Source organism: Uliginosibacterium aquaticum (assembly GCF_012972705.2).
Taxonomy (GTDB): Bacteria; Pseudomonadota; Gammaproteobacteria; order Burkholderiales; family Rhodocyclaceae; genus Uliginosibacterium; species Uliginosibacterium aquaticum.
This window is the reverse complement of the sequence record NZ_JABCSC020000001.1, coordinates 264,502-289,839: the sequence shown is the minus strand read 5'-3', so window position 1 is coordinate 289,839 and position 25,338 is coordinate 264,502. Positions and strand designations below refer to the sequence as shown.

Sequence of the window (25,338 nt, the reverse complement as noted above, 5' to 3'; positions counted from 1 at the left end):
CAGGCTGCGGAACGGCGCTCCCGGGCCGATCTTTGCGCGCGCGAGACGCCCCCGGGCGAGACCGCCGGCAGGCCAAAACGCAGGCTTTCTTCAAGTTAATCCGTGGTCTGGCCGCTAAAGCTGTCTGATCCGACGCTTTCCGCGCCCACTCAGAGCACGACCCGTCCACGATGTATTCCGGCATCCACCTTTCCTTGCTGGCCGACTTGGCCCTGGGCTCCATCCTGATCTTCCTGTGGGTGGTGCGCCGCAGTGATCGCCACGCGCTCTACTGGGGTGCTGGCCAGATCATGCTGGGCGCCGCCAGCCTCTGGAGCCTCAGAACCCACGGCCTTGGGGAGGCAGCCCTGATCGCCACCGCCGGTACAGCAGGCTTGCTGGGTTACGTGGCCGGCACCCTGCACTTCTGCGCGCACCCCATCCGCTGGCGCCAACAGTTGATGGCCTGGGGCCTGTACGCCCTGCTCCTGATCGGCATCGCCCATTTCTGGCCCAGTCTGAGCTTTAGCCTGGAGTTGGCGGCGCTTTCAGGCGTGCTCGGCTGGTGTGCCTGGAAGCTCTCGCGGCGCAAACATGCATACCTCGTAGTCGGCGTGTTTTTTGCGCTGCGCGCCCTCATGAATCTGGCCTTCGCCAGCAACTTCCTGACCCACATGAATCTCGATCTGGCTTTTGCCATCAGTTTCATCCTGAAGACCGGCTCGATCCTGGGGCTGATCCACGCCGTCCTGCATGAAAATGCAGAGCGCTTTCTGGCTACCCTGAATGGCCTCGGTCACGGCTTCGTGATCCGCGATGCGGACGGCATCATCCGCTTTGCCAGCCAGAAACTGGTCCAGTACACCGGCAATGCCAGCGCAGAAGCGTTTTTTGGCAAACACATCTCCGCCGTCACGCACAGCCGATCCGTTGAGCAGAGCGCCGAATGGTTCCGCCAGGTCACCACGCCCGGCACGCGCCTGCCCTGCATCGACGAAGCGCTGCACAAGCGCAAGGACGGTGTGGAAATTCCGGTCGAGATCATCAGCGTGCCCTACGAAGACCGTGGCCAGACGTTGGTGCTGAGCCAGATCATCGACATCCAGGCGCGCAAGGCCCAGGAGGCCGCGCTGCAGCGCAGCGCGATGCTCGACAAAGAGACCGGGCTGTTCAATCGCAGCACGCTGCGCCAGTTGCTCGGTGGGCTGCTCGAAGACAGTGCCACCTCCGGTCGGCATACAGCCTTGCTGTTGATCGATATCGATCACTTCCGGCGCATCAATGAAACCCTCGGTCATTCGGTGGGTGACCAGTTGTTGCGTCTGGTCGCCACCCGGCTGCAGGGCCTGCAAGGGGTACACGACATCCTGGCGCGCTTCGGCGGTGACGAATTCGTGCTCGTGGTACCGGACCTGGACCCTGCCAGTGCCGCAGAAGAAGCCGATCGCCTGGCTCGCCTGCTCCTTCTCACACTGGCCACGCCCTTCCCGCTCGAACCGTTCAGGATCACCCTGAAAGCCAGCATCGGGATTGCCTTCGGCCCCGCCCACGGGCTCGACGCCGAGAGTCTGTTAAGCGCCGCCGACACCGCCCTGCACAGCGCCAAGGATGCTGGCCGGAATCGCTACTGCGTGTTCGAAGCGCGGATGAGCGCCCAGTCCCGCGATGCTCTGCTGATCGACGAGGCCCTGCAGCAAGCCATCGCCCGCAAGGAATTCCGCCTCGTCTATCAACCCATCGTGGAAGCTCGCAGCCGGCGCCTGTGCAAGGTTGAAGCGCTGCTGCGCTGGACAAACCCCGCGCTGGGTTTCGTCCCCCCGGATCGCTTCATTCCGATCGCCGAGGAAAGTGGCCAGATCGTCGACATCGGCGCCTGGGTGTTGCAGGAAGCCGCGCGCCAGGCCCACGCCTGGGCCGGGCAAGCCGGCGCGCCGGGCTGCATCAGCGTGAACGTCTCGGCGGCCCAGCTGACTGACCCGGATTTCATGGCCACGGTGGAGGACGCCCTCATGCGCAGCGGCGCCGCCGCAAGCATGCTGGAGGTTGAGATGACCGAGCGGGTGCTGATCGAAGAGGCCGACACCGTCATCCGGGTCATCGAAGCGCTGCATGCCAGGGGACTGGGCTCCTCGCTCGATGACTTCGGCACCGGCTACTCGTCACTGAGTTACCTCACGCGTTTTCACCTGCGCACGCTGAAGATCGACCGCGCCTTCGTAAACGGCATCGAGCATGACGCACGCAACCTGGCGCTGGTCCGCGCGATCATCGCCATGGGCCACAGTCTGGGCATGCAGATCGTTGCCGAGGGCGTGGAAACCGAAGAGCAAGCCAGCCTCCTCGCCGATCTCGGCTGCGAATACCTGCAGGGCTATCTGATTTCGCGCCCGTTGCCGCCGGGTGAGCTCCCCGGCCTCACGACTACCACAGAAGCCTGATGGACGGCTGGCGGCGCCAGCCGCCGGTGCGGTCATCAGTCGTGGAAGGGGTCCAGGTCGCCGGGCTTGCGCAGCATCTTGTTCACTTCATCCAGATGCAGCTCTTCGGCCACGATCATCTCGCGGGCATATTCCTCGAGCAGCACCGATTTGCCTTCGGTGATCTTGAGCAGCTCGTAGTAGCCCGCCAGCGCGTTCTTCTCGTGCTCAAGGCTCTCGCGCAGGATGTCGCCAATGTCGTGCTGCTCGGTTTCCAGCAGGGCGCCAATCTTCAGTGAAGGATGGCCCCCCATCAGCGTCACCAGCTCACCGGCCTTGTGGGCATGGGCAAGCCCTTCCGAAGCGTTGTCCTTGAGCCAGGAGACGATCGGGATGCGGTTGTAGCCGTACACCATCAAGGAGTAGTGGGTGTAGCGCACTACGCCCGCCAGCTCGGTTTCCATGATGCGGTTGAGTGCGGCAATGGCTTTCTTGGTATCGCTCTTGTTCATAGGGGGCTCCGTCAGGTCTGCTGCATGCCGGCAGTCATCGCGCTGCCGCTTACTGCAGTCTGGACCTCATCCTGGCTCTCTACAAGCGCGTCGCTCAGCAGGCAGCGCAGGCCGCGGGCCAACCCCGCCGCACTGGGATTCTCGACGAAGGCACAGCGCTTGCCGGTGCGCTTGCAGTGATCCTTCACGCGCCAATAGGCGTTGTGACTGATGCAGCCAGTCTGGCAGATCACCAGATCAGCCGCGCCGAGCGCCGAGTCGAGCTGGCCGAAGCGATCCTCCACACCGCCATCGTGGTGCAGGAACTGCCCCCCTGCCTGCTCGATGAGCTTGCGATAGACCACCACCACATTCTCGCGGCCGCCCACACAGAGAATGCGATGGCCTTCCAGCGAAGCCTCCGGCGCCACTTCGTCCGGCAACACGCTCGCGTTGGCAAGAGCCACACTGGGCGCCGGGGCACTCAAGGCGGCGTCCAGCTCCTTGCGCAGGCGGGCATTCTCGAGGCACAGGCGCGCATTGCGCTCTTCCTGATACATCAGCTGGTGTTCCAGGCGTCGCCGTGCGGCCTGATCCGGCACCGCTGCGCGCAGGGCTTCGAGTTCTTCGCGCAGCGCGCCGAGCTCGGTGTCACGACTAATGACTTCACTGCGCGTGCGGATCAGCTGAGCCTGCAATTGCTCGAGCTCACCAGCCTTCTCCTGGCTCTGGCGCTCGCAGCGCTGCTGAGCAGTCGCCAGGCTGCGGGCGAGTGCCGCGTTCTCTTCCTGCAGGGCACGGTAATGCGCAATATCGAGGCGCAACGATGCCCCCGCCTGATGCTGGATCATGTGCATCTGCTGGCTGATGACTTCCGCCAGGATCGGATCACAGGCCGGATGGGTCAGCGTGGCCCACAGCGCGCCGGCAATTTCGCCCGCCGTCACCGCCTCTTGCCAGGCCGCCTCCAGGCTTACCCGATCCGGCAGGCGGCGCAGTGCCTTCACGATGGTGGCGTGGCGTTGATCAAGCTCATCCTGAATCGATTCGGCCAGCCGGTTGCGGCTACGCCCCATCTGCACGGCCGCCGAGTGCAGGGCATAGTCATCCAGCCGCGCCATCTCCGGTGCGGCCTTCACGACTAGCCGGCGCAGCGCTGCCATGGGCAGACACACCCCGATCACCGGGCAATGCACATGCGAGGCCAGCTCCCACAGCCGGCGCCGCTTCGAACCCTGTTTCAGCACCACCGGCTGGACGGCCGTGGTGAAGGTCTGCTTGATGAAGTGGGTGCTGAACATGAGAAGTCCTCCAATCGTGACGCCACGGGCCAGAGTGCCCATTCCGTTACAGGCTCAAGCCGATCGCGAAGACCTGCCACTGACAGTGGCAAGGCATGGCGTACTCGCCAACGAGCGGCTTGGCCCTGCAGCGGAATCAGAGACGTTGGGCGTAGTACTCGACCACCAGCTGCATTTCCAGCGGGAAGGGAATGTCAGCGATATCCGGCAGATGGCTGACGGTGGCCTCGGCCTTGGCCTCGTCAAAAGCCAGCCATTCGGGACGCGTCAGCGCCAGATCGGCGAGACTGGCTTTCACCACCAGCAGCTCGCGGCTCTTCGGACGGATGCTGATGACATCACCGACACGGGTGCGGAAGGACGGGATGTTCACCGGCTTGCCATTGACCAGCACATGACTGTGATTGACCAGCTGGCGGGAGGCCGGGATGGAGCCCGCAAAGCCGGCGCGGAAGACCACGTTATCCAGACGCCGCTCCAGCAGCTCGGCGAGCTTGGCGCCGGCGGAATCGCGCGAACGCCGCGCATCGGTCACCAGGATGCGCATCTGGCGCTCGGTGAGGCCGTAGTTGAAGCGCAACTTCTGCTTTTCGAGCAGCTGCAGGCCGTAACCGGACTTGCGTTGCTGCTTGGCGCCGTGCTGGCCGGGGCGCTGATCGCGATCGGCGATGGTCTTGCGCGACAGGCCGGGGAGATCAACGCCGAGCGCACGCATGACTTTGAGACGGGGGCCGGTGTAACGGGACATATTTGTTTCACTCCTTGCAAAGGGCATGTGGATGACGGGGCGTCAACACGCCCTGCCATGCAGGATGGATGTTCATGGCCGCAGCATTCCCCATCCTGCAAAGAAGGCTGCGGCAGTCATTCATTGACTCACTTGGTGAGAATCAGCTTTCCGTTGCGCGTGGCCCGCAGGGTGTAATGCATGCCCTGATGCTCGATGACCAAGGTACTGGCGCCACCGAGCAGACTGCGGCTGGAAACGATGGTTTCGCTGGCAGGCAGGGAAGCTGCGGCGGGGACGTTGCGCGGCAAGGGCAGCGCGGGAGCGAGTGCGGTGCTCATGGGCGTCTCCTCAGTGCAGCACGGCGTGCTGGCCGCGCTCGGCCAGGGCTCGACGCTGGGCGGCTTCTTCAGTCTTGCGTGCCTCCAGTTCGTTGCCGAGGCGATGCCACACATCGGCCAGCTCATCGCAAGTGCGCGCCAGCAGCGGATCGGTATCCGGCCGCTCGGCCAGCGTATTGAGGTGCTGCACCAGGGCGCGGGCCTTGGCGCTGCTCATGCCGTGGGCGGCGGAGCAGCTCAGAAGATGCAGCGCGGCCGCCATCAGCACGGCAGGGCGGGCTTCGGCGAAGTCGGGGTCCAGGTTGTTCATCTGCTCACTCCTTGGGGAATTTCGGATCACTGCGAGATCACTGCGGATTGAACTGCGGGTAAAAAACGTCAGGGTTGAACTGCTGCTGCGGGCTCACCGCCCGTGCCCTCGGGCACGTACACCATCGAGCCATCCTTGAGCCGGTAAGCCACTCCGGCCTTCTCTCCATCGCCGCTGCCGATCTGGCCCTTGGCCTGGTAGCGGGTGATCTTCTGGCCTTCCTTCATGGTGATTTCCATGTCTGGTTTGCCGGGATTCTTGATGACGGTGACGTTTTCCGCGCCGAAGGGATTGGCCGGGCTCTGCGCCACGCTCACCAGCAGGGCGGCGATGATCACGAGGAACACGTCGATCAGGTTCACCACCGACAGAATCGGGTCATCACCTTCGTCCTCATGCAGGAAGCTCGAGGTGCGCGCCCGGCGCACGGCCGGCTGGGCCGCCACAGCCTGCTCGATGGCCGCCTCGGGCGCGTTCATGCGCTCACCTGTTGCTGGTTCAGCCACACCATCTCCTCGGCCAGCCAACGGCGGCGCACGCCCACGACCAGAAAGGTGATCGAGGCCGCGATCAGGGCCAGAATCACCGCCGAGAAGGCGATGGTCAGACTCATGCCGACATTGCCGAGATTGCCGTCCGACAGCGAACGCAGCGCCGGGCCCATCGGGATCATGGTCGCCACCAGCCCCAACATCGGCGCCACGCGGGTGGCGATGCGAGCCTTCTCGAGCAGCTTGTGGGCCGCCACGTCGAGGGCTTCCGGATCCTGCAATCGATGGGCTTTTGCGTGCGCGATCAAGGCATAGCCACGGCCGCTGGCCGGCTGATGGCGGGTGCGCAGCCAGGCCTGGAGGCAGAACTCGCCGAGCGCCCAGAAGGCGTAGAGGAACAGGATGGCGATCAGCAGCAGCACCGGCAGCAGAAAGAGCTGGCCGATGTCATACATCATGGTTTCGAGCGGATTCGGGGTCATACAGTTACCTTGCGAAGAGCTGGGTTGGAAGAAGTCGTCAGGAAGCTGCGCAGCGCACCGCCGCCAAAGGCCAGGAGCATCAAGGCCCCCCCGAACAGCCAGGCCAGCGAGGCCGGCGGCAAGGCTGGCGGCTCGACCTTTTCGAGCTTCATGCCCTGTACCGGCGGCGGGGCCGGCACCGGCTCGGGTGCTTGCTGAGGCGCCGGCGCCGGGGATGCGGGCGCAGCCGCACCCGCCGTCGTGGCCTGCAGGCCAAAGCCCGGCGTGGGCGCCGGCGCCTTGGCCGCTACGAAGTCGCGGAAGGCGGCGTTGTCGCTATGAATGTCGAAGCGCTTCGACAGGTTCTGATAACGCTGGGCAAGCTGCTTGAGGGTGGCCGCATCGGTCTGCCAGTAATCCTTGCGCGCGGCTTCCAGCATGCGTTCGATCATCTGGGCCTGGGCCTGCGGCGCGTGCTGCTCGAACCACTTGTCGAGCCCCATCTTGTACTTGTCCTTGACGTAGACCTCGGCGAATTCCTGCCACTGATCGTCGCGCACGATCTCCGGCGCAGTCGCGGTCCAGCCCCAGAAGTTGTTGATCGAGTCGAGCATGTTCAGCGCGCCGGAATAGCCCTCGGCCTTCATGCCCTCGATCCAGCCCGGATGGAAGTTGCGTGTGCGCAGTTCTGTCGAGAGAAAACCAGCGGCCGTCTCGGTACGCGCTGCCCGCGGATCGCGCAGATTGGAGATCAGGAGTTCCGGCGCCTTGCCGGTGAGATGGCGCACCGCCTGCCCCAGCCCGCCCAGATACTGGAAGGGATCGTCGGTGGTGAGCATGCCGTAGAGGTTGGACGAGCGTGCCAGCAGCGCGGCCTCCACCCCCTTCAGGTTCTCGGCATACAGATTCACGCCTTCGAGCTTCTGGCCCCACTCCGCCTCATCCGGACCATACGCATATTGCATGCGCGAGAGGTACATCGTGGCGAGTTTGGCATCGGCCTCCTTGCCCTTGCTGGCAAAACTGTCGGAGGCCAGGGTGGCTTCGTTGAGTCCCGTGCCATAAGCGCCGGACTGGTTGCTGAAGATGCGCGTATCAGCCAGCGTCGCCAGCTTCGCTTCGGACACACCCTTGCCGGCCAGCGCCGCTCGGATCGCGTTGGAAGCCGCACGCACGGCGTTGTCCGGTTCGCTCTGGGCGGCGGCGAGCTTCACCGCCTCGGCCAGCCACTTCATGACATTCGGGAAATGGTCGCGATACAGACCCGTGGCAGAGAGCACCACATCCACGCGCGGGCGCTTCAGTTCCTTCGCTGGAATCAACTCGACGCCTGACAGGCGCCCGCCCTGATCCCACTTCGGTCGCACGCCCAGCGCGGCCAGGGCCTGCGCTTCGAGCACACCCGCGTGACGCATGGTTTCCACACTCCACAACGAATAGGCGAGCTTTTGCGGGTACTTGCCATGGCGCTGACGGTATTCGATGAGCATCGCCTCGGTGGCCTGCTGGCCGGCTTCCCAGGCAGCCTTGGTCGGAATCTTGGACGGATCGAATCCGTACAGATTGCGCCCGGTGGGCAGCGAATCGGTGTTGCGCACCGGGTCGCCGCCGGTGCTGGTCGGAATGAATTCGCCATTCAGGCCAGCGAGCAGGCCGGTGGTCTCCGGCGTGGCATCCAGGCTGGTCCACAGGACCTTGGCGCGCTCCACGTCTTCGCGCAGGGCCGCGTTGCGGATTTCGCTGGTCGCAGCCCCCTCGATCAGGTGATGGCGCAGCAGGGCAAAAGGCTTGCTCGCGGCGAGTTTCTCGTAATCGACCGCAAACACCTCCTGCGGATCTTCAGGCTCCACACGCTTGTAGAAGTCATTGCCCAGCATGCTCATGACCGTGTAGAGACGCAGCTCGTCGGACTTGTTGAGGCCGAAGGCGTGCAGGCCGTAAGGCTGCAACTGGGCTGCCAGGGCATGCAGGTGATCGTGCAGGGCGTTGATCCAGTTGGCGAAGTCGGCCTCGGCGCGGGCCGGCGTCCAGCCCATATCCTCGAACAGATGCATCTTCGCGCCGGTACGCAGCAGATCGCGCTTGAGGGCTTCCTTCACACCGCCTTCGTCCTGCTGCAGCCAGGTGTGGAGCTGGTCGTGCATGGCATTCAGCTCGGTGTGCAGACCGGCCGGGCGAAAGCTCGGGGTCTGGTGGCTGATGATGGTGGCGCGGCCACGCCGCTTGGCCTGCAGCGCCTCGCCCACGTCATCGACAATGTAGGGATAGACCACCGGAATATCGCCGAGCACCACGAAGGGCTGATCGTCCATCGACAGGCCACGCTCCTTGCCCGGCGTCCACTCCTGGGTGCCGTGGGTGCCGTAATGCACCAGCGCATCGCGATTGCTGCGCGCCCACAGATAGGCCGCCATGTAGAAGTGGTTCAGCGATTCCTTGGTGGAGTGGTAGATCGCGGCCTCGTGATCTTCCTTGCGCTCGCCACGCGGCGGCACCGGCATGAAGCTCACGTTCCCCAGTTGCAGGCGCGGAATCACGAAACCGGCCTCGCCCTTGTAGCGATAGGCCATCGCACTCTTCTCGGGCTCGCCCCAACGCGCGATCACCTGCTCGCGCAGGGCAGGAGCCTGGGTCGCGAACCAGCGCTTGTAATCCGCCATCGGCAGCCAGGCCGCTAGGCCCGCGTCGAGCAGCGGCTGGAGTTGGTCATCACGATAGAAAGCCGTCAGCAGGCGGCCCAGATCGCGGGTCAGCGCGTCCTCGTCCAGCGTTTCGGTGCGGTAGCCGGCTGCCTTCATGGCAGCCAGCGTGTTGGCGAGGCTCTTGGGCAGATTCAGGAAAGAGGCCGAGAGGTTCTTCTCGCCCGGCGGATAGTTGTAGAACAGGATCGCGACACGTTTGTCGGCGTTCGCGGTGCGGCGCAACTGCGCCAGATTCATGGCCTTGGCGGCAATCGCGCGCACCTGCGGTGCGATGGCTTCAACCTTGCCACTCTGCTTGGCAATGGCCGAAGCGATCAGCGGATCCATGCTGCCCGCAATCTCGCTCTGTACCAGGTAGAAAGGCAGATCGATCAGGCGCATGCCCTGCGGATCGGCCTGCCAGTCGGCGGTGTCGCCACGGCGGTAGGGAATGGCCTGGATCACCGGCACGCCAATCTTTTCAAACTCGGCGCGGCGCCCGCCAGCGTCGTACATGATCTGGTTGTTCACCAGCACATCGACGATGCGTTTTCCGCCCGGCGCGGCCATTTTGAGGAAAGCATCCTCAACCATCATCGGGGTGTAGAACACCAGCGCCCGACCACCCAGACGCTCGATATCGGCCACCAGCGTATCCACATAGGCCGAGTCCACGGCCGACACATAGGACTGGTGAATCGCGACGCCCACCACCGGCTGACCCGGTTTGCCGGACACAGCCAGCGCCTCGTCGGCACGCGTGGTGACGCTCTCGGCCAGCTTCGGGTGGTAATAGGCCGCCGCCGGCATCAGCTGCAGCGGCGCGATGCCCTCGGCGCTGCGCAGCTTGAAGACGCGCGCCGCGATCAACTGGGCAGCGGCCTCCAGATTGCGCCGCCCGCCATTGCTCACGTAGCGGCGCAGCTCACTGGCCAACGCGGCATCCAGCCCACGCGCCTCTACCCGTTCGTCATCCAGCAGCAGGCGCGCGCCTTTGCGCTCGCTCCACTGCGGGCCCAGCTTGCCGAGCATGAACTCGAGCAGGCCGGGGCGCGGGGTATCCACGATCAGCAGATCGGCCGTATTGGCAAAGCGGGCCAGGCCCGCTTCGTCCAGCTTTTCCAGATAGCGCGCCTCCAGCTCGAAGCCCTGCTCGCGCGCGGCACGGCTGAGCACTTCGAACTTGCCGGCCGGTGCCGGGGCAGCCGTCAGCCAGGCCACCTTCGGCACAGCCGCGGATACCGGGCTGACTCCAACGAGGAGTGTGAGGCTGGCCAGAGCCAGCCCGGCGCGCAGAAACTTCAGCAACACAGGCATCTCAATAATCAAACTTCACGCTGAGGGCAACATTGCGTCCCGGCTGGGTGTAGAACTCGGGCGCCGGATCGGTGGCGGTAAGGCCAGAGCGGCGTACATCGCTCCACAGGTAGTAGGTCTTGTCGAAGAGGTTGTTGATGGCCAGATTCAGCTTCACGCGCGGCTGCACCTGCCACCAGGCCGACAGATCGTTCACCCCGTAACCCGGCGTGCGGTAGTAGTTGGTACTGGAGGTGTCGATGTGATCCTTGCCAGTGGCCGCACGCAGGCGCCATTCCGCCCCCCATTGCTCCGAGGGCGTCCACATCGCCGCAAAAGTGCCGCGTTTGGGTTCGATGCTGTTGAGCGGCTTGCCGCTCGACTTATCGTAGCCATGCGTGATCGCCAGGCCCGCCGAGAGACGCAGGGCCGGCAGAGCCTGCCAGTAGCCGCGCCAGTCGCCACCGCGGATCACCACCTTCGACAGGTTCTGATACTTGTAGGTGGAGTAACCCGTCACCCCCTCTGCGCTGCCGCTGGGCAGCAGGGTGTATTCAATGAAGTTGCTGTAGTGGTTTTCATACAGCGCGAACTGGCTGCCCCAGGCGGAGCCGGCATACTTGCTGCCCACCTCAAAGCTGCGGCTGGTTTCCGGCTTCAGATCCGGATTGCCGATCACCGCGTAGCGTTGCGAGCTGTTGTAGAAGTAACGGTTGGTTTCTTCATAGTTCGGGCCACGGAAGCCTTCGAGGTACTGGGCGTAGAGATTCCAGTCCTGGCTCAGGCCATACACACCGGCGAGCTTGGGCGACAGGTGGCTGCCTTCCTTGCTGACGGCCTCGCGACCATCGGTGCGCTTGTAGAGCGGATCGCTCTCCGGCTCGAGCTTGAAGCTGTCATAACGCAAACCCGGGGTGAGCTTGAATTTGCCCAGCGTGATCTCGTCCTGCGCAAACAGGCCCAGCTGATCGGTGTGGCCGCGCGGATACTCCGCCTTCGGATAGCTATCGCCCACCAGCACAGTGGAGGTGGCTCCAGTGGCGAGATTGGTCCAGACCCCGGTCTTGGATTCCTCGGTCTGCAGGCGCAACAGATCCGCCCCCCAGATCGCCTGGTTCGGCAGACCGGCCAGCGTGAAAGCCTTCTCCTGCTGCAGATTCAGCCCGGTCTGGCTCTGCTCGTAGGCAAAGCGCTGATTGACGCTGCAATTGGTCGTACCGGCCGTGGTGGCCGAGCAGGAGCTGGAAGTGTTTGTGCGCAGCTGGTAGTTCTGGTTATCCGTCGTCTGGGTCTGCGTATAGAGCTTGGCAGACAGGCGATCGAACCAGCTCGCTTCCGGCATGTAGTCATAATCGAGCACCACACGGTTGCGCTCCAGCGAATCGACGCCGGTATTGGTGGTGATGCGGGACAGACTCGTGCCATTCCCCACACGCTGCGCATCCACTGCCGTTTCGCCTTCCTTGTGCTCCAGCGTCAGCTTGAAGCGATGCTCGCGATTCGGTGTGAACAGCAGCTTGCCGAGCACATTGCTCTGCTCGTAAGTGAGCGGATTCGGCGCAGTGCGCTGCACGCCCTGAACCCGGCTACTGCCTTGGTTGTCGGTTTCCTCGCCGCGTGCATGGCCGACCATGAACAAGCCCTGGAAACGCTCCCCCCCGGCCGCAAAGGAGGCCGTGGCGCGCTTGCTCTTATCCACGCTGTGATAGCCCAGCGAGCCCCCTGCGGCGAATTCGCGCCCCTTGAGCAGATCGGACGGATCAAGGGTCAGGAAACCCAGCACGCCGCCGATCGCATCCGAGCCATACAGGCTGGAAGCCGGACCACGCAGCACCTCAACCTGCTTGAAGAATTCCACAAAGGGAATATCGCGGTTATTGGCGTCATAGTTGGTGGTGCCGGGGCTGCGGAAATCCGCGGCACGCACGCCATCGGTCAGCATCAGGATGCGGTTCTCTTCGATCCCGCGGATGTTCACATGGCTGCCGCCAAAACGGCGCGGGTCGGACGGCACGCTCACATCCGGCTCATCAGCCAGAACCTCGGCCAGATTGCGCGCCTGGCGCTGCTCGATCTGCTTCTGCGTGACCACCGTCACCGTACCCGCCACGTCATTGGCATGCGCCTCGGAGCGGGTGGCCGTCACCACCACCGTCCCCAGTTGCGGCTCACTGGCCTGCTGGGCCATGCCGGCCAGTGGCCAGGCACACATCACGGCCAGCGCCATGCGCTGCAGCCTGAATTGTTCTTGCGCAGCCGCAGCCGCGATTCGCCCGATGTTCTTGTGTTGCTTTGCCATGTCCACGCCTATCCAGAAAAGATCGCTGGCTGGCTGGTATCAATCACCGCTGGCTTGCGCTAATGACCCGGCGCGGCTGGCAGACCGCCCCCGGCCCGCCAGCCCGGTCGCGAGAGAGAGGCGCGACCGTATCCGGATCAGCCGCAGAACCAGACAGGTCATACGGCTTGAGATGAATTATATCTAAATGAGAACGATTCGCAATATATCTTGAATGTAAATTCCGCTCGTCCTCCCGCCTGAAACGCGCCGCCAAGCAAAAGGCCGCGCTCCGATATCCGGAAACGCGGCCTTGAGGGCCAGCCGTATTGAGTTTTGGGGCGCTACTCAGCGCTGCAAGGGCAAGACCACACTGACCGGCACAGCCTGCCCGTCCACCCGCCAGGGATGGAAGCTGGCCTTCCAGACCGACTGCATCGCCCCTTCGTCGAGATTCGGCTGACCACTGCTCTGGACCAGACGCACGCCACGCACGTCACCCGCCGCATCCACATGCAGGCGCAGGATCAGGCGCCCCTTGGGCGGGCCATCCATCAGGCGGTAGTTGTAGACGAGCGGAAAAGGTTCGCGCAGACGCATCTGGAAGATCGATACCTCGCGCTCAGGCCAGGCCTCCTCCGGCGTACTGGCGCACGCCGCGAGCAGCAACGCCAGAGCTGCCAGCAAGACCCGCGACACGCGCCCCATCCGCTCAGGCCTCCAGCAATTTCCAGTGATTGTCGGGCGACATCGGAATCGGCCAGGCCAGCATCTGGGCTTTCTCACGCAGATGCCAGCGCGCCGGGCCCTTCTCGCCTGCGATCAGGAAACCGCCTTCTTCATCCGGGCCGGACAGCGCACCGGCGCGGAAGAACTCACCGATCAGGGTCAGGCGGGCCGCCTCGCCCGGATGCCACAACAAGGCCTTGCCGGAGAGCTGGGCGCTGAGGATGAAGCCGCCGCCAGGGCCGGCCATGATGTCGCCGGTATAGCCTTCGCCGAGCGGGGACTGGCTCGGAATGGAGATTTCCTTGCCATTCCACACCGCCAGCACCGGCGCTTCCTTGCGCCGCTCCGGCTCGGCATGCTCGCCTTGCATGGCGATGCCCAGCAGGGTTTCGCCCTTCGGCGTTTCGTTCCAGGCCAGATGACGCATCGACAGGCGCGCATCGCGCAGGCGCCACTGACCAAGCACTTCACCACTGGCCGGATTCAGGCGCACCAGCGAGGAATCCATGTCGTCGAGCTTGTCTTTGCGCCCTTCCGGGGTGTAGCGGATCCCGCCGTTGGGAATCAGCAGCATGCCTTGGGCATCGATCGCAATCTGGTGCGGGTCCATACCACGCGTGGGCCACTCTGCGACTTTCCTGAGCGTGGCGATGCTGCGCACGCTGACCCAGCCCTGACCGCTCTTGGGCTCGATCTCGCTGGTAAAGAAATGCTGGCCATCCGCCGCCAGTTCGATATGACCGCCGGAAACCCGCGCGGACTCCGTCGCCAGATCAATCAGCGCCGCCCGCTTGCCTTGAGCATCGGCACGCATGACCCACAGGCCATGGCGATAGGCCAGGGCCAGATAACCACCATCGGCCAGGCCGAGCAGACCATGCCCGCGCGAAGAAACCGGCAGCGCGGATTGCAAACGGATCGCCGCCCCCGCCCAGTCGATCTCGATCACGCCCACATAGTCACCAGGCGCGCCGCTGAGCGGCGCGGGCAGATCCACCGTGCTGCGCCAACCGGCCAGCAGGCGGGTGGGGCGTGGCATGGCCGCCAGCGCCGGCAAAGGCAAGGAAGCTGCAGCGAGCATGGCGGCCGCACTGCGCAGGAAACTACGTTTATCCATCAGAGACTCCACAAAGCAAAACGGGCCCGCACTTGGCGGGCCCGACAACGATAAGACTCAGAACTTGTAGGACGCGGTCAGCTCGAACGTGCGGCCCTTACCGGGGATGTAGTGACCACGATAAACGTTGTCCGCGTACAGCTTGTTACCCAGATTGGTGCCATTGAGCTTGAGGGTCAGGTCGCGCGTGGCCGCATATTCCACCATCGCGTCGTAGGTCAGGTAGCCCTCGACCTGATTGGTGTTGATCAGTTGCGGGTACATCTTGGTCCGCCCGGCCACGCCGGCACCCAGACGCCAGTCAGCCGAAACCTTGTAGGTGGACCACAAGGAAGCCTGATGCTTGGGAATCAGGCCGGGACGCTGCCCTACCTGCTCGCTGCCGGTCAGGGCACCCTTGGAGATCTTGGCCACCGGGATCCAGGAGTAGGACAGGTAAGCCTCCCAGGCCGGCGTGATGCGACCCGCCAGGTCAAGCTCGGCACCCTTGGTGTAGCGCTCGCCGGACAGGACGTAGTTGGTGGCGTTCACGGTATCGGTGTCGGTATTGCGCTCGTTGTACTTGGTGGACTTGAACAGTGCGGTGCGCACGCTCATGTCGCCGCCAAAGAACTCCAGCTTGCTCCCCACTTCAACGTTCTTGCTCTTCTCGGGATCGGTGTTGCTGCCCAGAGCATCGTACTGATAGGTATCACCCGAGGTGTTGAACGAGGTGCCCCACGAGAAGTGGAACGAGGTCGCCGCGCTCGGCTGATACATCGCACCGAAACGCTTGCTCGGCATCTTGTCGTGACGGCCACGTTCAGCCGTGACCTTGCCATATTGAGCCGGAGTCACCCCTGCCGCGCCTGGAACCCCCCAAGTGCGGTACTCACCATTGGCGTAGTCGTAGCGCATACCACCGAGCAGCTTCCAGTTTTCAGCAATCTGTACGAGATCCTGAAAATAGGCGCCAGCGGAGAGATAGTCGAAGTCGGCACTGCGCTGCTTCTGACGCAACTCCTCGGTCACTCCGGAAGTACCGTCATCGTCACCGAGGGTAGTGTTGCTCTTGGCGAGGTTGACCCCGGTCGGGGTGACGAAACCATAGGTATTGCGGCGCTCATGGTTGATATCGACACCGGACAGGATCTCGTTTTTCATGCCCAGCAGCGTGAGCTTGTCCGAGTAATCACTCTGCAGGCTCTGCACTTCCAGATCCATGGCCTTGTTGTTGCTGCCACGCGTCAACACAGTGTTGTCGCTGATGGTGGCGCCGTTTACTGCCAGTCGGTTGGGCTGGGCGCTGGCCGCAGCAAAACGCACAGCGCTGGCACGCTGGTCGCGGTTGTACTGGCCGGCACGGAAAACCGTCTTCAGCTCAGCCTGACCGGAAAAACGGTGGATATGGCCCACGGTGCCATGCAGGATGTCACTGTTGGCGTAATCGCTATCCACTCCGTAGTAAGCGGACGGATCCTTGTCGATCAACCCAAGCCCGGAAGTCTGGGCGTCCGGCGCCAGCCAGGGCAGGCCGTAGTTGATGCCATTGCGGTTCTTCAGGTAATAGAGCGAAGCAGTAAACTCATCGCGCTCGCCAATCCCGTAGCGGAAATTGCCGGCAGCGCCTTCCTTGTCAATCGAGGAACCCGATCCGTTGTTCTCTGCATCCGCCTTCATGGCGGTCAGGCGGAAGGCCGAAGCCTGCCCCGTGACGAGGTTCAGATCGGTCTCCAGGCGCTTGTAATTGCCCGTACCGTAGGTGAAATCCACCTCGTTCTGGTCCATCAGGAAAGCCTGCTTGCTGACCTGGTTCACTACCCCGCCGGTGGAACCACGGCCGAAGAGCATCGAAGCCGAGCCGCGCAGCACTTCGACGCGGTCATAGTTGAAGGTGTCGCGCTCGTAGATGCCGGGGTCGCGCATGCCATCAATGTAGATATCACCACTCTGCTGCAGCGAGAAACCACGCAGGCGGATGTCTTCCTCGCCGCCTTCGGCCGCCAGGAAGGTCACCCCAGCGGTCTGGTGCAGCACATCCTTGAGGGTATCCAGATTGCGGTCATCGATCAGCTTTTCGGTAACCACGGTCACCGACTGCGGAATGTCGCGCAGCGCCTGCTTGCCCTTGCCGATGGTGGTGGTAGTGGCCTGGTAGGTACTCTTGGCTTCGATCTCGGCCGGCTTGTCAGCCGTCACACGGACCGTGCCGAGAGTCTTCTCGTCTGTTTTGGCGGGGGAGGTCTGAGCCAGCACGGATTGGCTGGCAGCCAGTGACATCAACGCAAGATTGACCGCCAGGGCAAGGCGGGACACACGCAAGGAATTCGGGCGCATTGCAACTACTCCGGAGTGAGGGTCTGCGGGATTGCCGGAGTCGAAGCCCGGCCTTTGACAGACCGTTGGCACCCCGGGTTCTATTTTTGATCCGTTTTTGCGAATCGTTCGCATTTGTACTTTATTTTACAAAAATGAACAAGTCGTTTCTGCGTCTCTTGCGGGGGCACCTGCATACGTGTTGCGTGCATGCTGCGCAGCCCCCTCAAAGAGCCATTCCGCCACATTGACCCCAGCCACTGACCACGGCTAACGTGAGTGCCTTCCCCGGCCTTCGCCTCCTGTCATGTCTGCGCTCAACCTCGCCCGCCTGATCCTGCTCGCCGCCATCTGGGGCGCCTCCTTCCTGTTCATGCGCATCGGCGTACCGGTATTCGGGCCGGGCAAGCTGATCCTCCTGCGGGTGGGTCTGGCAGCCGTGTTCCTGCTGGCCCTGGCGCTGTACTGGCACAAACCGGCCCACTGGCGCGCCAACGGGCGGCACTACGCCTTCATGGGAGTCTTCAACTCCGGCCTGCCCTTTCTGCTCTATGCCTTTGCGGCGCAGACCCTGAACGCCTCCCTGCTGGCCATCATCAATGCGGCCGCACCAATCTTCGGTGCGCTGGTCGCCCGCATCTGGCTCGGTACGCCGCTGAGCCGGGGCGCGGCCATCGGCCTGAGCCTGGGCTTTGCCGGTGTGGCCCTGATCGTGGGAAGCGAGGCCAGCACGCGCAGCGAAGGTGCGGCACTCGCGGCCGGTGCGGCCCTGCTCGCGCCGCTGTGCTACGCGCTGGCCACCAGTTACGCGAAGAAACATGCCAGCCACATCCCGTCCTTCGATCAAGCCCACGGCAGCATGTGGGCCTCCAGCCTGTGCGTGCTGCCCCTGGCACTGCTGATCCCGGCACGCAGCGTGCCGCAGGCAGGTGACTGGCTGGCCGTAACAGCCCTGGCACTGATCTGCACCGGCTGGGCCTACCTGATCTATTTCCGCCTGGTCAGCGAGATCGGCCCGGCTCGCACCCTCACCGTGACCTTCCTGATCCCGGTCTTCGGCGTGCTGTGGGGGGCGCTGTTTCTGGGCGAACAGATCAGCCTCACGATGCTCGCCGGTGGCGTGATCGTGCTGGCCGGCACGGCACTGGCCAACGGCTGGCGTCCGAAAGGCTGATAGCCATCCAGAACTCCGGCGGCCTGCCGATAAAGAGCAGATAGCCCACAACTGCCGCGCCGTGAACTCCGCCGAACTTTCCTTCACTGCAGACTGCACCCTGGGCAGCCTCCTGATCGTGCTGTGGCTGGTCCGCAGGGAGGATCTGTACGCCCTGCTATGGGGTGGTGGCCAGATCCTGCTCGGTCTGGCGACGCTGGGCTGGCTCCTGCTGCCTACGGGGCATGTACTGCTGCAGACGGCCCTGCTGCTGTGCTTCACGATGGGGGTCGCTGGCTACTGGTTCGGCACCCGTCACTTCTGCGGCCTGCCACTGGAGTGGCGTGCCGGCGGCGCAGTGCTGGGCCTGCTCACTGCAGCCCTGTATGCCCTGGGCGTCTATCAGCCTGCAGCATCCTCCACCGGAAAGTTCATCCTGTTGGGCCTGGTGCTGCTCTGGTGCGCAGTGCAGATCGGGCGTGGCGACCGCGCCTATCGTCTGCTGGCCTTGCTACTTCTGTTGCGCGCACTCGTGAATTTTTCTGGGCCAGTGATCCTGTGGCTGGAGCATTCCCCGGCGCTGATCTTCACGCTGGGTTTTGTATTCAAAACAGCTTCCAGCCTGGGCCTGATCCACGCCGCTCTACGCGAATCACAAGCCTTGCTGCGCGCGACCATCGATGGTCAGGGCAACGGCTTCGTGATCCGTAATGAAAGCGGCATCATCCTGACCGCGAACAACAAGTTCGCCCAACTGATCGGCCAGCCCAACGCCCACGCACTGGTCGGCCGCAACATCAGCGAGATCGCCTCCGGGCGCAGCACGGCCAAAGCTCATGAATGGTTTATGCGCGTGACGGCACCCGGCGCTCCGATTCCATTGATCAGCAATGATGAGTACATCGTTCGCAACGGCCAGCGCCTGCCAGTCGAACTGATCAGCAGCCCCTGCAGCATTCGCGGCCAGACCAGCGTGCTGACCCAGATCATCGACATCTCGCAGCGCAAGCAACAGGAACAGGCGCTCTGGCAAGCGGCGAACTTTGATCCGGTCAGCGGCCTGCTCAACCGCCTGGCTCTGCATCACCATCTGGACAAAGCGCTCAAGCTGTCCGGCCAGAGCAGCAGCGCCTGCAGCGTGCTACTGATCGATCTCGATCACTTCCGGCGCATCAACGACACCCTGGGCCATTCAGTCGGCGACGAGCTGCTGCGCTTGGTCGGCCAGCGCCTGCGCAAGCTTGCCGGCAGCGAAGACATACTGGCCCGTTTCGGCGGTGACGAGTTCGTCATCGTGTCCAGCCAGCTCGATCTTACGGCCGCGCAGGAAGCCGCCTCACGCCTGGCGCAGCGCATTCTTGATGACTTGCGCGACCCCTTCGAACTGCCACCTTTCCGCGTCGCCATGTCTGCAAGCATCGGCATCGCGCTGAGCCCCGGCCATGGTACGGACCCGGAGAATCTGCTGCGCGCAGCCGATTCCGCGATGTATGCAGCCAAGGATGGCGGACGCGGACGCCTGAAGGTCTTTGAGGAGGCCTTCAATACCCTCGCCCGCGACGCCTTGCTGATCGACGAGGCGCTGCAGCACGCCATCGCCCGCAACGAGTTTCACCTCGTCTATCAGCCCATCGTGGAGGCGCGCAGCCGCAAGCTGAGCAAGGTGGAGGCACTGATCCGCTGGAGCACGCCCAGCCTCGGTTTCGTCGGCCCGGATCGCTTCATCCCGATTGCCGAGGAAAGCGGCCTGATCGTGGAGATTGGTTGCTGGGTGCTGCAGGAGGCCACCCGCCAGGCTCGCAGCTGGGCCGATGAAGCCGCCGGACCGATCTGCGTGAGCGTGAACGTCTCCGCCGCCCAGCTGGTCGATCCGGATTTCCTGCTCCTACTGCGCGAATTCCTGGCCCGTAGCGGCGCAGCGCCCGACGAGCTGGAAATCGAACTCACCGAGCGGGTGCTCATCGACGAAGCCGACACGGTGATCCGCGTCATCGACGCCGTCAATGCCATGGGCATCGGCGTATCGCTCGACGATTTCGGCACCGGCTACTCATCGCTGAGCTATCTCACCCGCTTCCACCTGCAGACCCTGAAAATTGACCGAGCCTTCGTGAACGGCATCGAACACAGCGAACGCAATCTCGCCCTGGTCCGCGCGATCATCGCCATGGGCCACAGCCTGGGCATGAAGATCGTGGCCGAAGGCGTGGAAACCGAAGAGCAGGCACGCATGCTGACCGAACTCGGCTGCGAATACCTGCAGGGCTACCTGATTTCGCGGCCGGTACCCGCGGCAGAGATCAGGCGTTAAAAAGCCCGGGAGCCTTGCGGCGATCCCGGGCTTTCAGAACGGCGCAACAGACTCAGTTCAGCTGGCCGGCCGGCATGGTCGCCAGCGGACGGCAGCAGCCCTGCTCACCGGCCTTGATGCGCTGCACCGCGTCGTCGAGGCCCTGCTTGGGCGGCTTCTGGTCGGCAAACACAGCTTCCATTTCTTCGGCCAGAACACGGCGCACACCGCGACGGTGGGCAAAGGCAGTGGCGTAGGAGAAGCTGGTCACAGGCTTGTACGTGAGCTGGCTGATGGCCACGCGCTGGGCAACCAGCTCATCACGCAGCAGCTTGCTGGCCTGGGTGGCCAGCAGGCCGGCTTCGCTCAGCGGCAGGTAGCCCGAATTAAGCTGCCACTCCACCTGGCTCTGGGCCGACAGCCAGAAGCGGATGAAGCGTGCTGCCAGCTTGTATTCGGCCGCCGACTTGCCGGAGGCCACCCACAGCGCCGGGCCATCCGCCCAGGTGTTCTGCGGCGCGCCATAGGCATCGTCGTGATACGGATAGCCGCCCACCCCCACTTCAAAGCCGGCTTCACGCACGAGGGTCGGGTAAGCGCCGGAAGGCGCCGCCAGCACGGCACAGTCACCGCGGGCGAAGCGCGCCTCGCCTTCATTGCCGCGGCCGAAGTAGTGCAGGTAGCGGGCCTTGTACCAGGTGCTCATTTTGGCCAGATGCTTCACCTGAATCAGGCCGTTGACGGCGATCTGCTCGTTCTTGCCGCCCGTGACGAAGGCCTGGTTATTCCAGGCGCTGGCGTTTTCGAGCAGGGTGGACACGGGCTGAGAAACCGTCATCGGGCAGGCCTGCCCCGCTGCCACCAGCTTGCCCAGCACGGCCTGCCAGTCGTTCCAGTTCTTCGGCAGATTGCTGCCATTGATGCCAACCGCTTCCAGTGCCTTGACGTTGTAGAACATCACCGGTGTGGACAAGGCGACCGGCAGGGCCTGCAGGCGCCCGGCGCTGTCCAGCGAGGAAGGCACCATGACCTTCACGTCACCTGGGCGCAGAGTATTGAGCGGCTCGCGGGCGTCTTTCATGACCTGCCACAAGGGCTTGAAACGCGACGGGCCGCTCAGGAAGTTCTCTTCATCCGCTTCCGCCACGATGCTCAGCACCGGCTGGGCACCTTCGCTCCAGTGGCGCTCGCTCAGCATCACCGTGCTGCCGGGGTTGGCGGCATTAAAGCGCTCGACCAGCTTCAGCAACTGAGCGCCCTTGTCAGCACCGAGGCCATGGCTCAGCTCGATCTGAACCGGGGTGGCCGGAGCCTTGGCGGGTGCCGCCTTGGCAGGCGCGGCATGAACCGGCATGGCCGCTGCGGCCAGCACGAGGGACGTCAGCAAGGTGCCGGCGCGAAGGGGGAATTGGGTCATGAAAAACTCCGGAAGCAGCAACAACAGAGAGCCGGATTATAGGCGCCGCTCACGCCCCTCCCAAACCCGGAACGCGCAGCGCAGGCACCGGGTGACGGACGGTTCAAGTCCTCCCCGCCGGGTGACGTTATTGCTTGCAGGACATTCTCCTTCCGGACCCTTGCCATGACACGCGCTCGCCTGATTTCCCCCTTGCTCCTGCTGCTCAGCCTCGGCGCCTGCGAGCAACTGGGCATTCCCGACCCGGCCAAAGATGCAGCGGCCAAGGAGGCAGAAGGCAAGGCCATTGGCAGCGCCTGCCGACATGCCGGGCGGGCGCTGGAGGATTGCTACACCCTGAATCCGGGCGGGCACAAGGCGGCCATCTTCGCCGGCTGGCGCGAAATGAACGATTACATGGCCGAGAACAAGATCGACACCGTGAAGCCCGAACTGCCCACGCTGGGCGCAATGCCCAAGAGCAAGGCCAAAGCAGAAGAAGAGGCGGGCGCGGAAGAAGCCGCAGCAGAAAGCGCGCCCAAAAGCAGCCGCCGTCGCAGCTCGAAGGCCGCCACTAGCGCGCACTGAGTGCGCCCTGGCAGCTACAATTGCGGCCCTGTCCGCTCACCTCGCCGCTGCCATGTCCGATCGTCTCAAAGTCCTGCCCCAGCATCTGCTGCCCAAGCAAATGCTCACCGAACTGGCCGGGCGCTTCGCCAGCAAACCGCTGGGCGGGCTGACCAGTGCCGTCATTCGCTGGTTCGTCGGCCGCTACGGCGTGAACATGAGCGAGGCGGCCAATCCGGATATCACGGCCTACCCGAGCTTCAATGATTTTTTTACCCGCGCCTTGCGTGAGGATGCCCGTCCGCTGGCCGATGCACCGCTGATCTGCCCGGTGGATGGCGCCATCAGCCAGTTCGGCGCGATTGCCGGGGATCAGGTGTTCCAGGCCAAGGGGCACAGCTACTCGACCACCGCCCTGGTCGGCGGCGATGCCGAACTCGCCAGACAGTTCGACAACGGCAGCTTCGCGACCCTTTACCTGTCTCCGCGCGACTACCACCGCATCCACATGCCGGCCGCCGGCCGCCTCACCCGCATGATCCATGTGCCGGGCGAGCTGTTCTCGGTGAATCCGACCACCGCACGCGGCGTGCCGGGTTTGTTTGCACGCAACGAGCGGGTGGTGTGCGTATTTGAGGGGGAGGCCGGGCCCTTTGTGCTGGTGCTGGTGGGCGCCACCATTGTCGGCAGCATGGCCACGGTATGGCATGGAGTGGTGAATCCGCCGCGCGTGAAGGATGTGCGCGAATGGCGTTACGACGGGCAGGACATCCGTCTGGCCCAGGGCGCCGAGATGGGGCGCTTCCTGCTCGGTTCCACCGTCGTGATGCTCTTCCCGCAGCCTGGCGTGAGCTTCAATCCGACCTGGCTGCCGGGTGGGGCGATCCGCATGGGCGAAGCCATGGGGCACACCGGCTCCTGAGCCTCAGCCTTCCGGCAATAGCTCCAGCAAGGCCGCCTGTACCCGCGCCAGGTCCGCATCGAGGCGCCGCAGGAGGGCTTCGTCGAGGCTCGCCAGCGCCTCTGGCAAAGGCTCGCTGCCCCCTTGAGGCCAGGGTGCAGGCAGGGGCTTTTCGGGCTCGCACAGATACAGGGCCACCGCCCGGCGATCGCTGCCGGTGCGGCGCGCCTCCAGCCAGCCCTGCATAGTGAGTGGGCGCAACATGTTGCTGACAGTGGATTGATGCAGGCCAAGTTCGCGCGCCAGCTCATTCACTCCCAGTCCGGGCCGGGCCTGCACGCACTGCAGCGCACGCAACTGGGGCAGGCCAAGGCCGGTTTCGCGTTCGCGACGACGCGCATGCCGGCGTGTCGCGTTGAGCAGCAGCTGCAGGCGCCAGGCAAGGCGCTCCGCCGGATCTTCCGGTGCAGTGCTGGAGGAAAACCGGATGGCATCCGGGGCAAGGGCAGGCATGGGGCGATGATAGCCGCACAATCCCCGCCGAAACAGCTCTCTTCAGACCGGCGAGCAGCGCTCCAGCGCCGTTTGCACCAAGCCGAGATCCCGCTCCAGGCGTTGTAACAGCCCCTCATCAAGCCGGCTCAGTCCTGCCAGCAAAGCTTCAAGTCCAGCCTCGTCATCCGCTACGGCAAGCAGCTCTTCCAGCAGCATCAGCCGCAGCAGTACTTCCCTGGCATGGATGTTCATGTGTGTTCTCCGTGCAGCCGAAAAAAAGGCAGCCCGAAGGCTGCCTTTTCAAGTCGTTTGACGCTTCCAGAGGAAGGATCAGAACTCCTTCACGAAGCCCACGCGGGTGTAACGCTCGTCACGCTTGGTAGCGGAACGGGTTGCACCGAAGCCGGCGGAGGTGCCGTCATAGCCACCCACGCTGTTTTCGTTGCGTTCCCAGTCGCTCTTCTGCACGGCGCCGTAGAAGTAGACGCTCTTGGTCAGGAAGTAAGCGCCGCCGAGCATCCAGCCATGGCCGCTGTTGCGGTTGCTGCCGACGTCACGCACGATCGAGTACTCAGCACCGATGGCAGCCTTGTCGTTGAAGTTGTACGACACGACGGCGTTGGTGATCTTGTCCTGGAAGGCGGTGTTGACAGCGCGAGCGCGGCCATTCTGGGTGGAGTAGGTACCCGCCAGCTTCAGGCCACCAACCGGGAACACCGACACATAGGCGCGCTGGAAGCGCAGACCATCTTCGGTTGCATCGGTCACGCCAGTGCTGGCACGGCTCAGGTAGTCGTAACCACCGTTCACCACCTTGCCGAAGGCGAACTGGAAGCCACCGCCCAGAACGTCGCCGCTGCTGGTGCTGCTAACGTTGCTGTCACCGCTCTTGCGGCCATCACCAATGGCGTACACAGCCTGGCCACCGATCTTGAAGGAGCCGAGGCTCAGGGTCGGGGTCAGGTACTGGGTGGTGCGGTTGGTCAGCGCGGTCATGCGATAGGTGGACACACCGTACTTGACGAATTCCAGATCCTTCGGCTCAACCATGTAAGGCTTGCTGGCGACGTAGAAATCGTCACCGAAGTTCTGCACGCCCCACTGCAGACGGCCGAGCATGTTGCTCTTCAGGTACACGGCCTTCTTGTCGTTGGAGGTCAGGCCGCCCACACCGGCAACGGTGGAGGTGGTGCTGTTGTTGGTGGCCTTGCCATCGAAGAAATCGGAGAAGCGCAGATCGATGCTGACACCGGCTTCCAGATCCTTGTTGATGGTTTCCTTGGCGCTGACGGTGATGCGCGAGGTGGAAGCGCTGCCATCCGACAGGGTTTCGGTGGTCTTGCCGCCGTTGGAGCCGCCGCTGGAATCAGCGTTGGCGGTCTTCTTGAATTGATAACCGGCATCAACCTTACCGCCGATGGTCACGGAAGTCTGGGCGAACGCGGCGCCGGACATCAGGCCAGCAACGGCCAGGGCAATGAGTTTCTTCTGCATGGATTTCTCCTCACGTGAATGGATGACTCTCTCGCCGAACCCCGCCGATGGCTGGATCCCCGCACCCTGCGGGGCCACCCCGGCATGGCTGCGGGGCGGACGTTGATCAGAGGTCAGGGCGATTTGAC

At 63.8% G+C, this 25,338-nt stretch carries 21 protein-coding genes; 5 read left to right on the top strand and 16 right to left on the bottom strand.

Annotated features, from left to right (window positions below):
- The first annotated feature begins 170 nt into the window (after positions 1-170).
- Positions 171-2,417 carry a putative bifunctional diguanylate cyclase/phosphodiesterase gene (locus HJ583_RS01325; protein ID WP_170019844.1) on the top strand — a complete coding sequence of 749 codons (2,247 nt, stop codon included), beginning with the start codon at positions 171-173 and terminating at the stop codon, positions 2,415-2,417.
- A 35-nt stretch (positions 2,418-2,452) separates the two neighbouring features.
- Here the strand turns inward: HJ583_RS01325 and HJ583_RS01320 are convergent, their stop codons facing one another.
- The 12 genes from HJ583_RS01320 to HJ583_RS01265 form a co-directional block, all read right to left on the bottom strand.
- Positions 2,453-2,908: a ferritin-like domain-containing protein gene (locus HJ583_RS01320; protein ID WP_170019843.1), complete on the bottom strand. Its 456-nt coding sequence runs from the start codon at positions 2,906-2,908 to the stop codon at positions 2,453-2,455.
- A gap of 11 nt (positions 2,909-2,919) precedes the next feature.
- Positions 2,920-4,188, bottom strand: coding sequence for a DUF2325 domain-containing protein (locus tag HJ583_RS19025; RefSeq protein WP_235943688.1), 1,269 nt, complete (start codon positions 4,186-4,188; stop codon positions 2,920-2,922).
- 136 nt (positions 4,189-4,324) lie between these two features.
- Positions 4,325-4,936 carry a 30S ribosomal protein S4 gene (gene rpsD / locus HJ583_RS01310; RefSeq protein WP_101941964.1) on the bottom strand — a complete coding sequence of 204 codons (612 nt, stop codon included), beginning with the start codon at positions 4,934-4,936 and terminating at the stop codon, positions 4,325-4,327.
- 128 nt (positions 4,937-5,064) lie between these two features.
- The gene (hemP, locus tag HJ583_RS01305; RefSeq protein ID WP_170019841.1) at positions 5,065-5,256 is read right to left on the bottom strand and encodes a hemin uptake protein HemP; all 192 of its coding nucleotides are present in this window, start codon (positions 5,254-5,256) and stop codon (positions 5,065-5,067) included.
- A gap of 10 nt (positions 5,257-5,266) precedes the next feature.
- Complete coding sequence (locus HJ583_RS01300) at positions 5,267-5,566, bottom strand: hypothetical protein (protein ID WP_170019839.1); 300 nt, start codon at positions 5,564-5,566, stop codon at positions 5,267-5,269.
- A 68-nt stretch (positions 5,567-5,634) separates the two neighbouring features.
- The gene (locus tag HJ583_RS01295; RefSeq protein WP_170019837.1) at positions 5,635-6,045 is read right to left on the bottom strand and encodes a DUF2149 domain-containing protein; all 411 of its coding nucleotides are present in this window, start codon (positions 6,043-6,045) and stop codon (positions 5,635-5,637) included.
- Positions 6,042-6,539, bottom strand: coding sequence for a MotA/TolQ/ExbB proton channel family protein (locus HJ583_RS01290; RefSeq protein ID WP_217423229.1), 498 nt, complete (start codon positions 6,537-6,539; stop codon positions 6,042-6,044). Before HJ583_RS01290 ends, HJ583_RS01295 begins: the two co-directional genes overlap by 4 nt.
- Positions 6,536-10,516, bottom strand: a complete 3,981-nt coding sequence (gene cobN, locus HJ583_RS01285; protein ID WP_173863638.1) for a cobaltochelatase subunit CobN — start codon at positions 10,514-10,516, stop codon at positions 6,536-6,538. Before cobN ends, HJ583_RS01290 begins: the two co-directional genes overlap by 4 nt.
- Before the next feature lies 1 nt (position 10,517).
- Complete coding sequence (locus tag HJ583_RS01280) at positions 10,518-12,794, bottom strand: TonB-dependent hemoglobin/transferrin/lactoferrin family receptor (protein WP_170019833.1); 2,277 nt, start codon at positions 12,792-12,794, stop codon at positions 10,518-10,520.
- A gap of 327 nt (positions 12,795-13,121) precedes the next feature.
- Positions 13,122-13,472, bottom strand: a complete 351-nt coding sequence (locus HJ583_RS19280) for an energy transducer TonB (RefSeq protein WP_170019831.1) — start codon at positions 13,470-13,472, stop codon at positions 13,122-13,124.
- Positions 13,473-13,485: 13 nt separating this feature from the next.
- Positions 13,486-14,619 carry a DUF1513 domain-containing protein gene (locus HJ583_RS01270; protein WP_170019829.1) on the bottom strand — a complete coding sequence of 378 codons (1,134 nt, stop codon included), beginning with the start codon at positions 14,617-14,619 and terminating at the stop codon, positions 13,486-13,488.
- A 57-nt stretch (positions 14,620-14,676) separates the two neighbouring features.
- The gene (locus HJ583_RS01265) at positions 14,677-16,935 is read right to left on the bottom strand and encodes a TonB-dependent receptor (protein WP_170019827.1); all 2,259 of its coding nucleotides are present in this window, start codon (positions 16,933-16,935) and stop codon (positions 14,677-14,679) included.
- A gap of 286 nt (positions 16,936-17,221) precedes the next feature.
- Between HJ583_RS01265 and HJ583_RS01260 the strand changes: the two genes are divergently transcribed.
- On the top strand, positions 17,222-18,088 hold the full coding sequence (locus HJ583_RS01260) for a DMT family transporter (protein WP_170019825.1): 867 nt from the start codon (positions 17,222-17,224) through the stop codon (positions 18,086-18,088).
- 61 nt (positions 18,089-18,149) lie between these two features.
- Entirely contained in the window at positions 18,150-20,378 is a 2,229-nt protein-coding gene (locus HJ583_RS01255) for a putative bifunctional diguanylate cyclase/phosphodiesterase (RefSeq protein WP_170019823.1), read from the top strand.
- Positions 20,379-20,430: 52 nt separating this feature from the next.
- On the opposite strand, the gene HJ583_RS01250 is transcribed toward HJ583_RS01255, so the two are convergent.
- Positions 20,431-21,774, bottom strand: a complete 1,344-nt coding sequence (locus HJ583_RS01250; protein ID WP_170019821.1) for an extracellular solute-binding protein — start codon at positions 21,772-21,774, stop codon at positions 20,431-20,433.
- A 165-nt stretch (positions 21,775-21,939) separates the two neighbouring features.
- On the opposite strand from HJ583_RS01250, the gene HJ583_RS01245 reads away from it, so the two are divergent.
- Entirely contained in the window at positions 21,940-22,341 is a 402-nt protein-coding gene (locus HJ583_RS01245; protein ID WP_170019819.1) for a hypothetical protein, read from the top strand.
- A gap of 52 nt (positions 22,342-22,393) precedes the next feature.
- Positions 22,394-23,242, top strand: coding sequence for an archaetidylserine decarboxylase (gene asd, locus HJ583_RS01240; protein WP_170019817.1), 849 nt, complete (start codon positions 22,394-22,396; stop codon positions 23,240-23,242).
- Positions 23,243-23,245: 3 nt separating this feature from the next.
- Here asd and HJ583_RS01235 read toward each other — a convergent pair whose 3' ends face one another.
- The 3 genes from HJ583_RS01235 to HJ583_RS01225 all read right to left on the bottom strand — a co-directional run bounded on the left by HJ583_RS01235 (position 23,246) and on the right by HJ583_RS01225 (position 25,210).
- The gene (locus tag HJ583_RS01235; RefSeq protein ID WP_170019815.1) at positions 23,246-23,734 is read right to left on the bottom strand and encodes a MarR family winged helix-turn-helix transcriptional regulator; all 489 of its coding nucleotides are present in this window, start codon (positions 23,732-23,734) and stop codon (positions 23,246-23,248) included.
- A gap of 42 nt (positions 23,735-23,776) precedes the next feature.
- Positions 23,777-23,968, bottom strand: coding sequence for a hypothetical protein (locus HJ583_RS01230; protein WP_170019813.1), 192 nt, complete (start codon positions 23,966-23,968; stop codon positions 23,777-23,779).
- Positions 23,969-24,046: 78 nt separating this feature from the next.
- The gene (locus HJ583_RS01225; RefSeq protein WP_170019811.1) at positions 24,047-25,210 is read right to left on the bottom strand and encodes a porin; all 1,164 of its coding nucleotides are present in this window, start codon (positions 25,208-25,210) and stop codon (positions 24,047-24,049) included.
- Positions 25,211-25,338 lie beyond the last annotated feature (128 nt).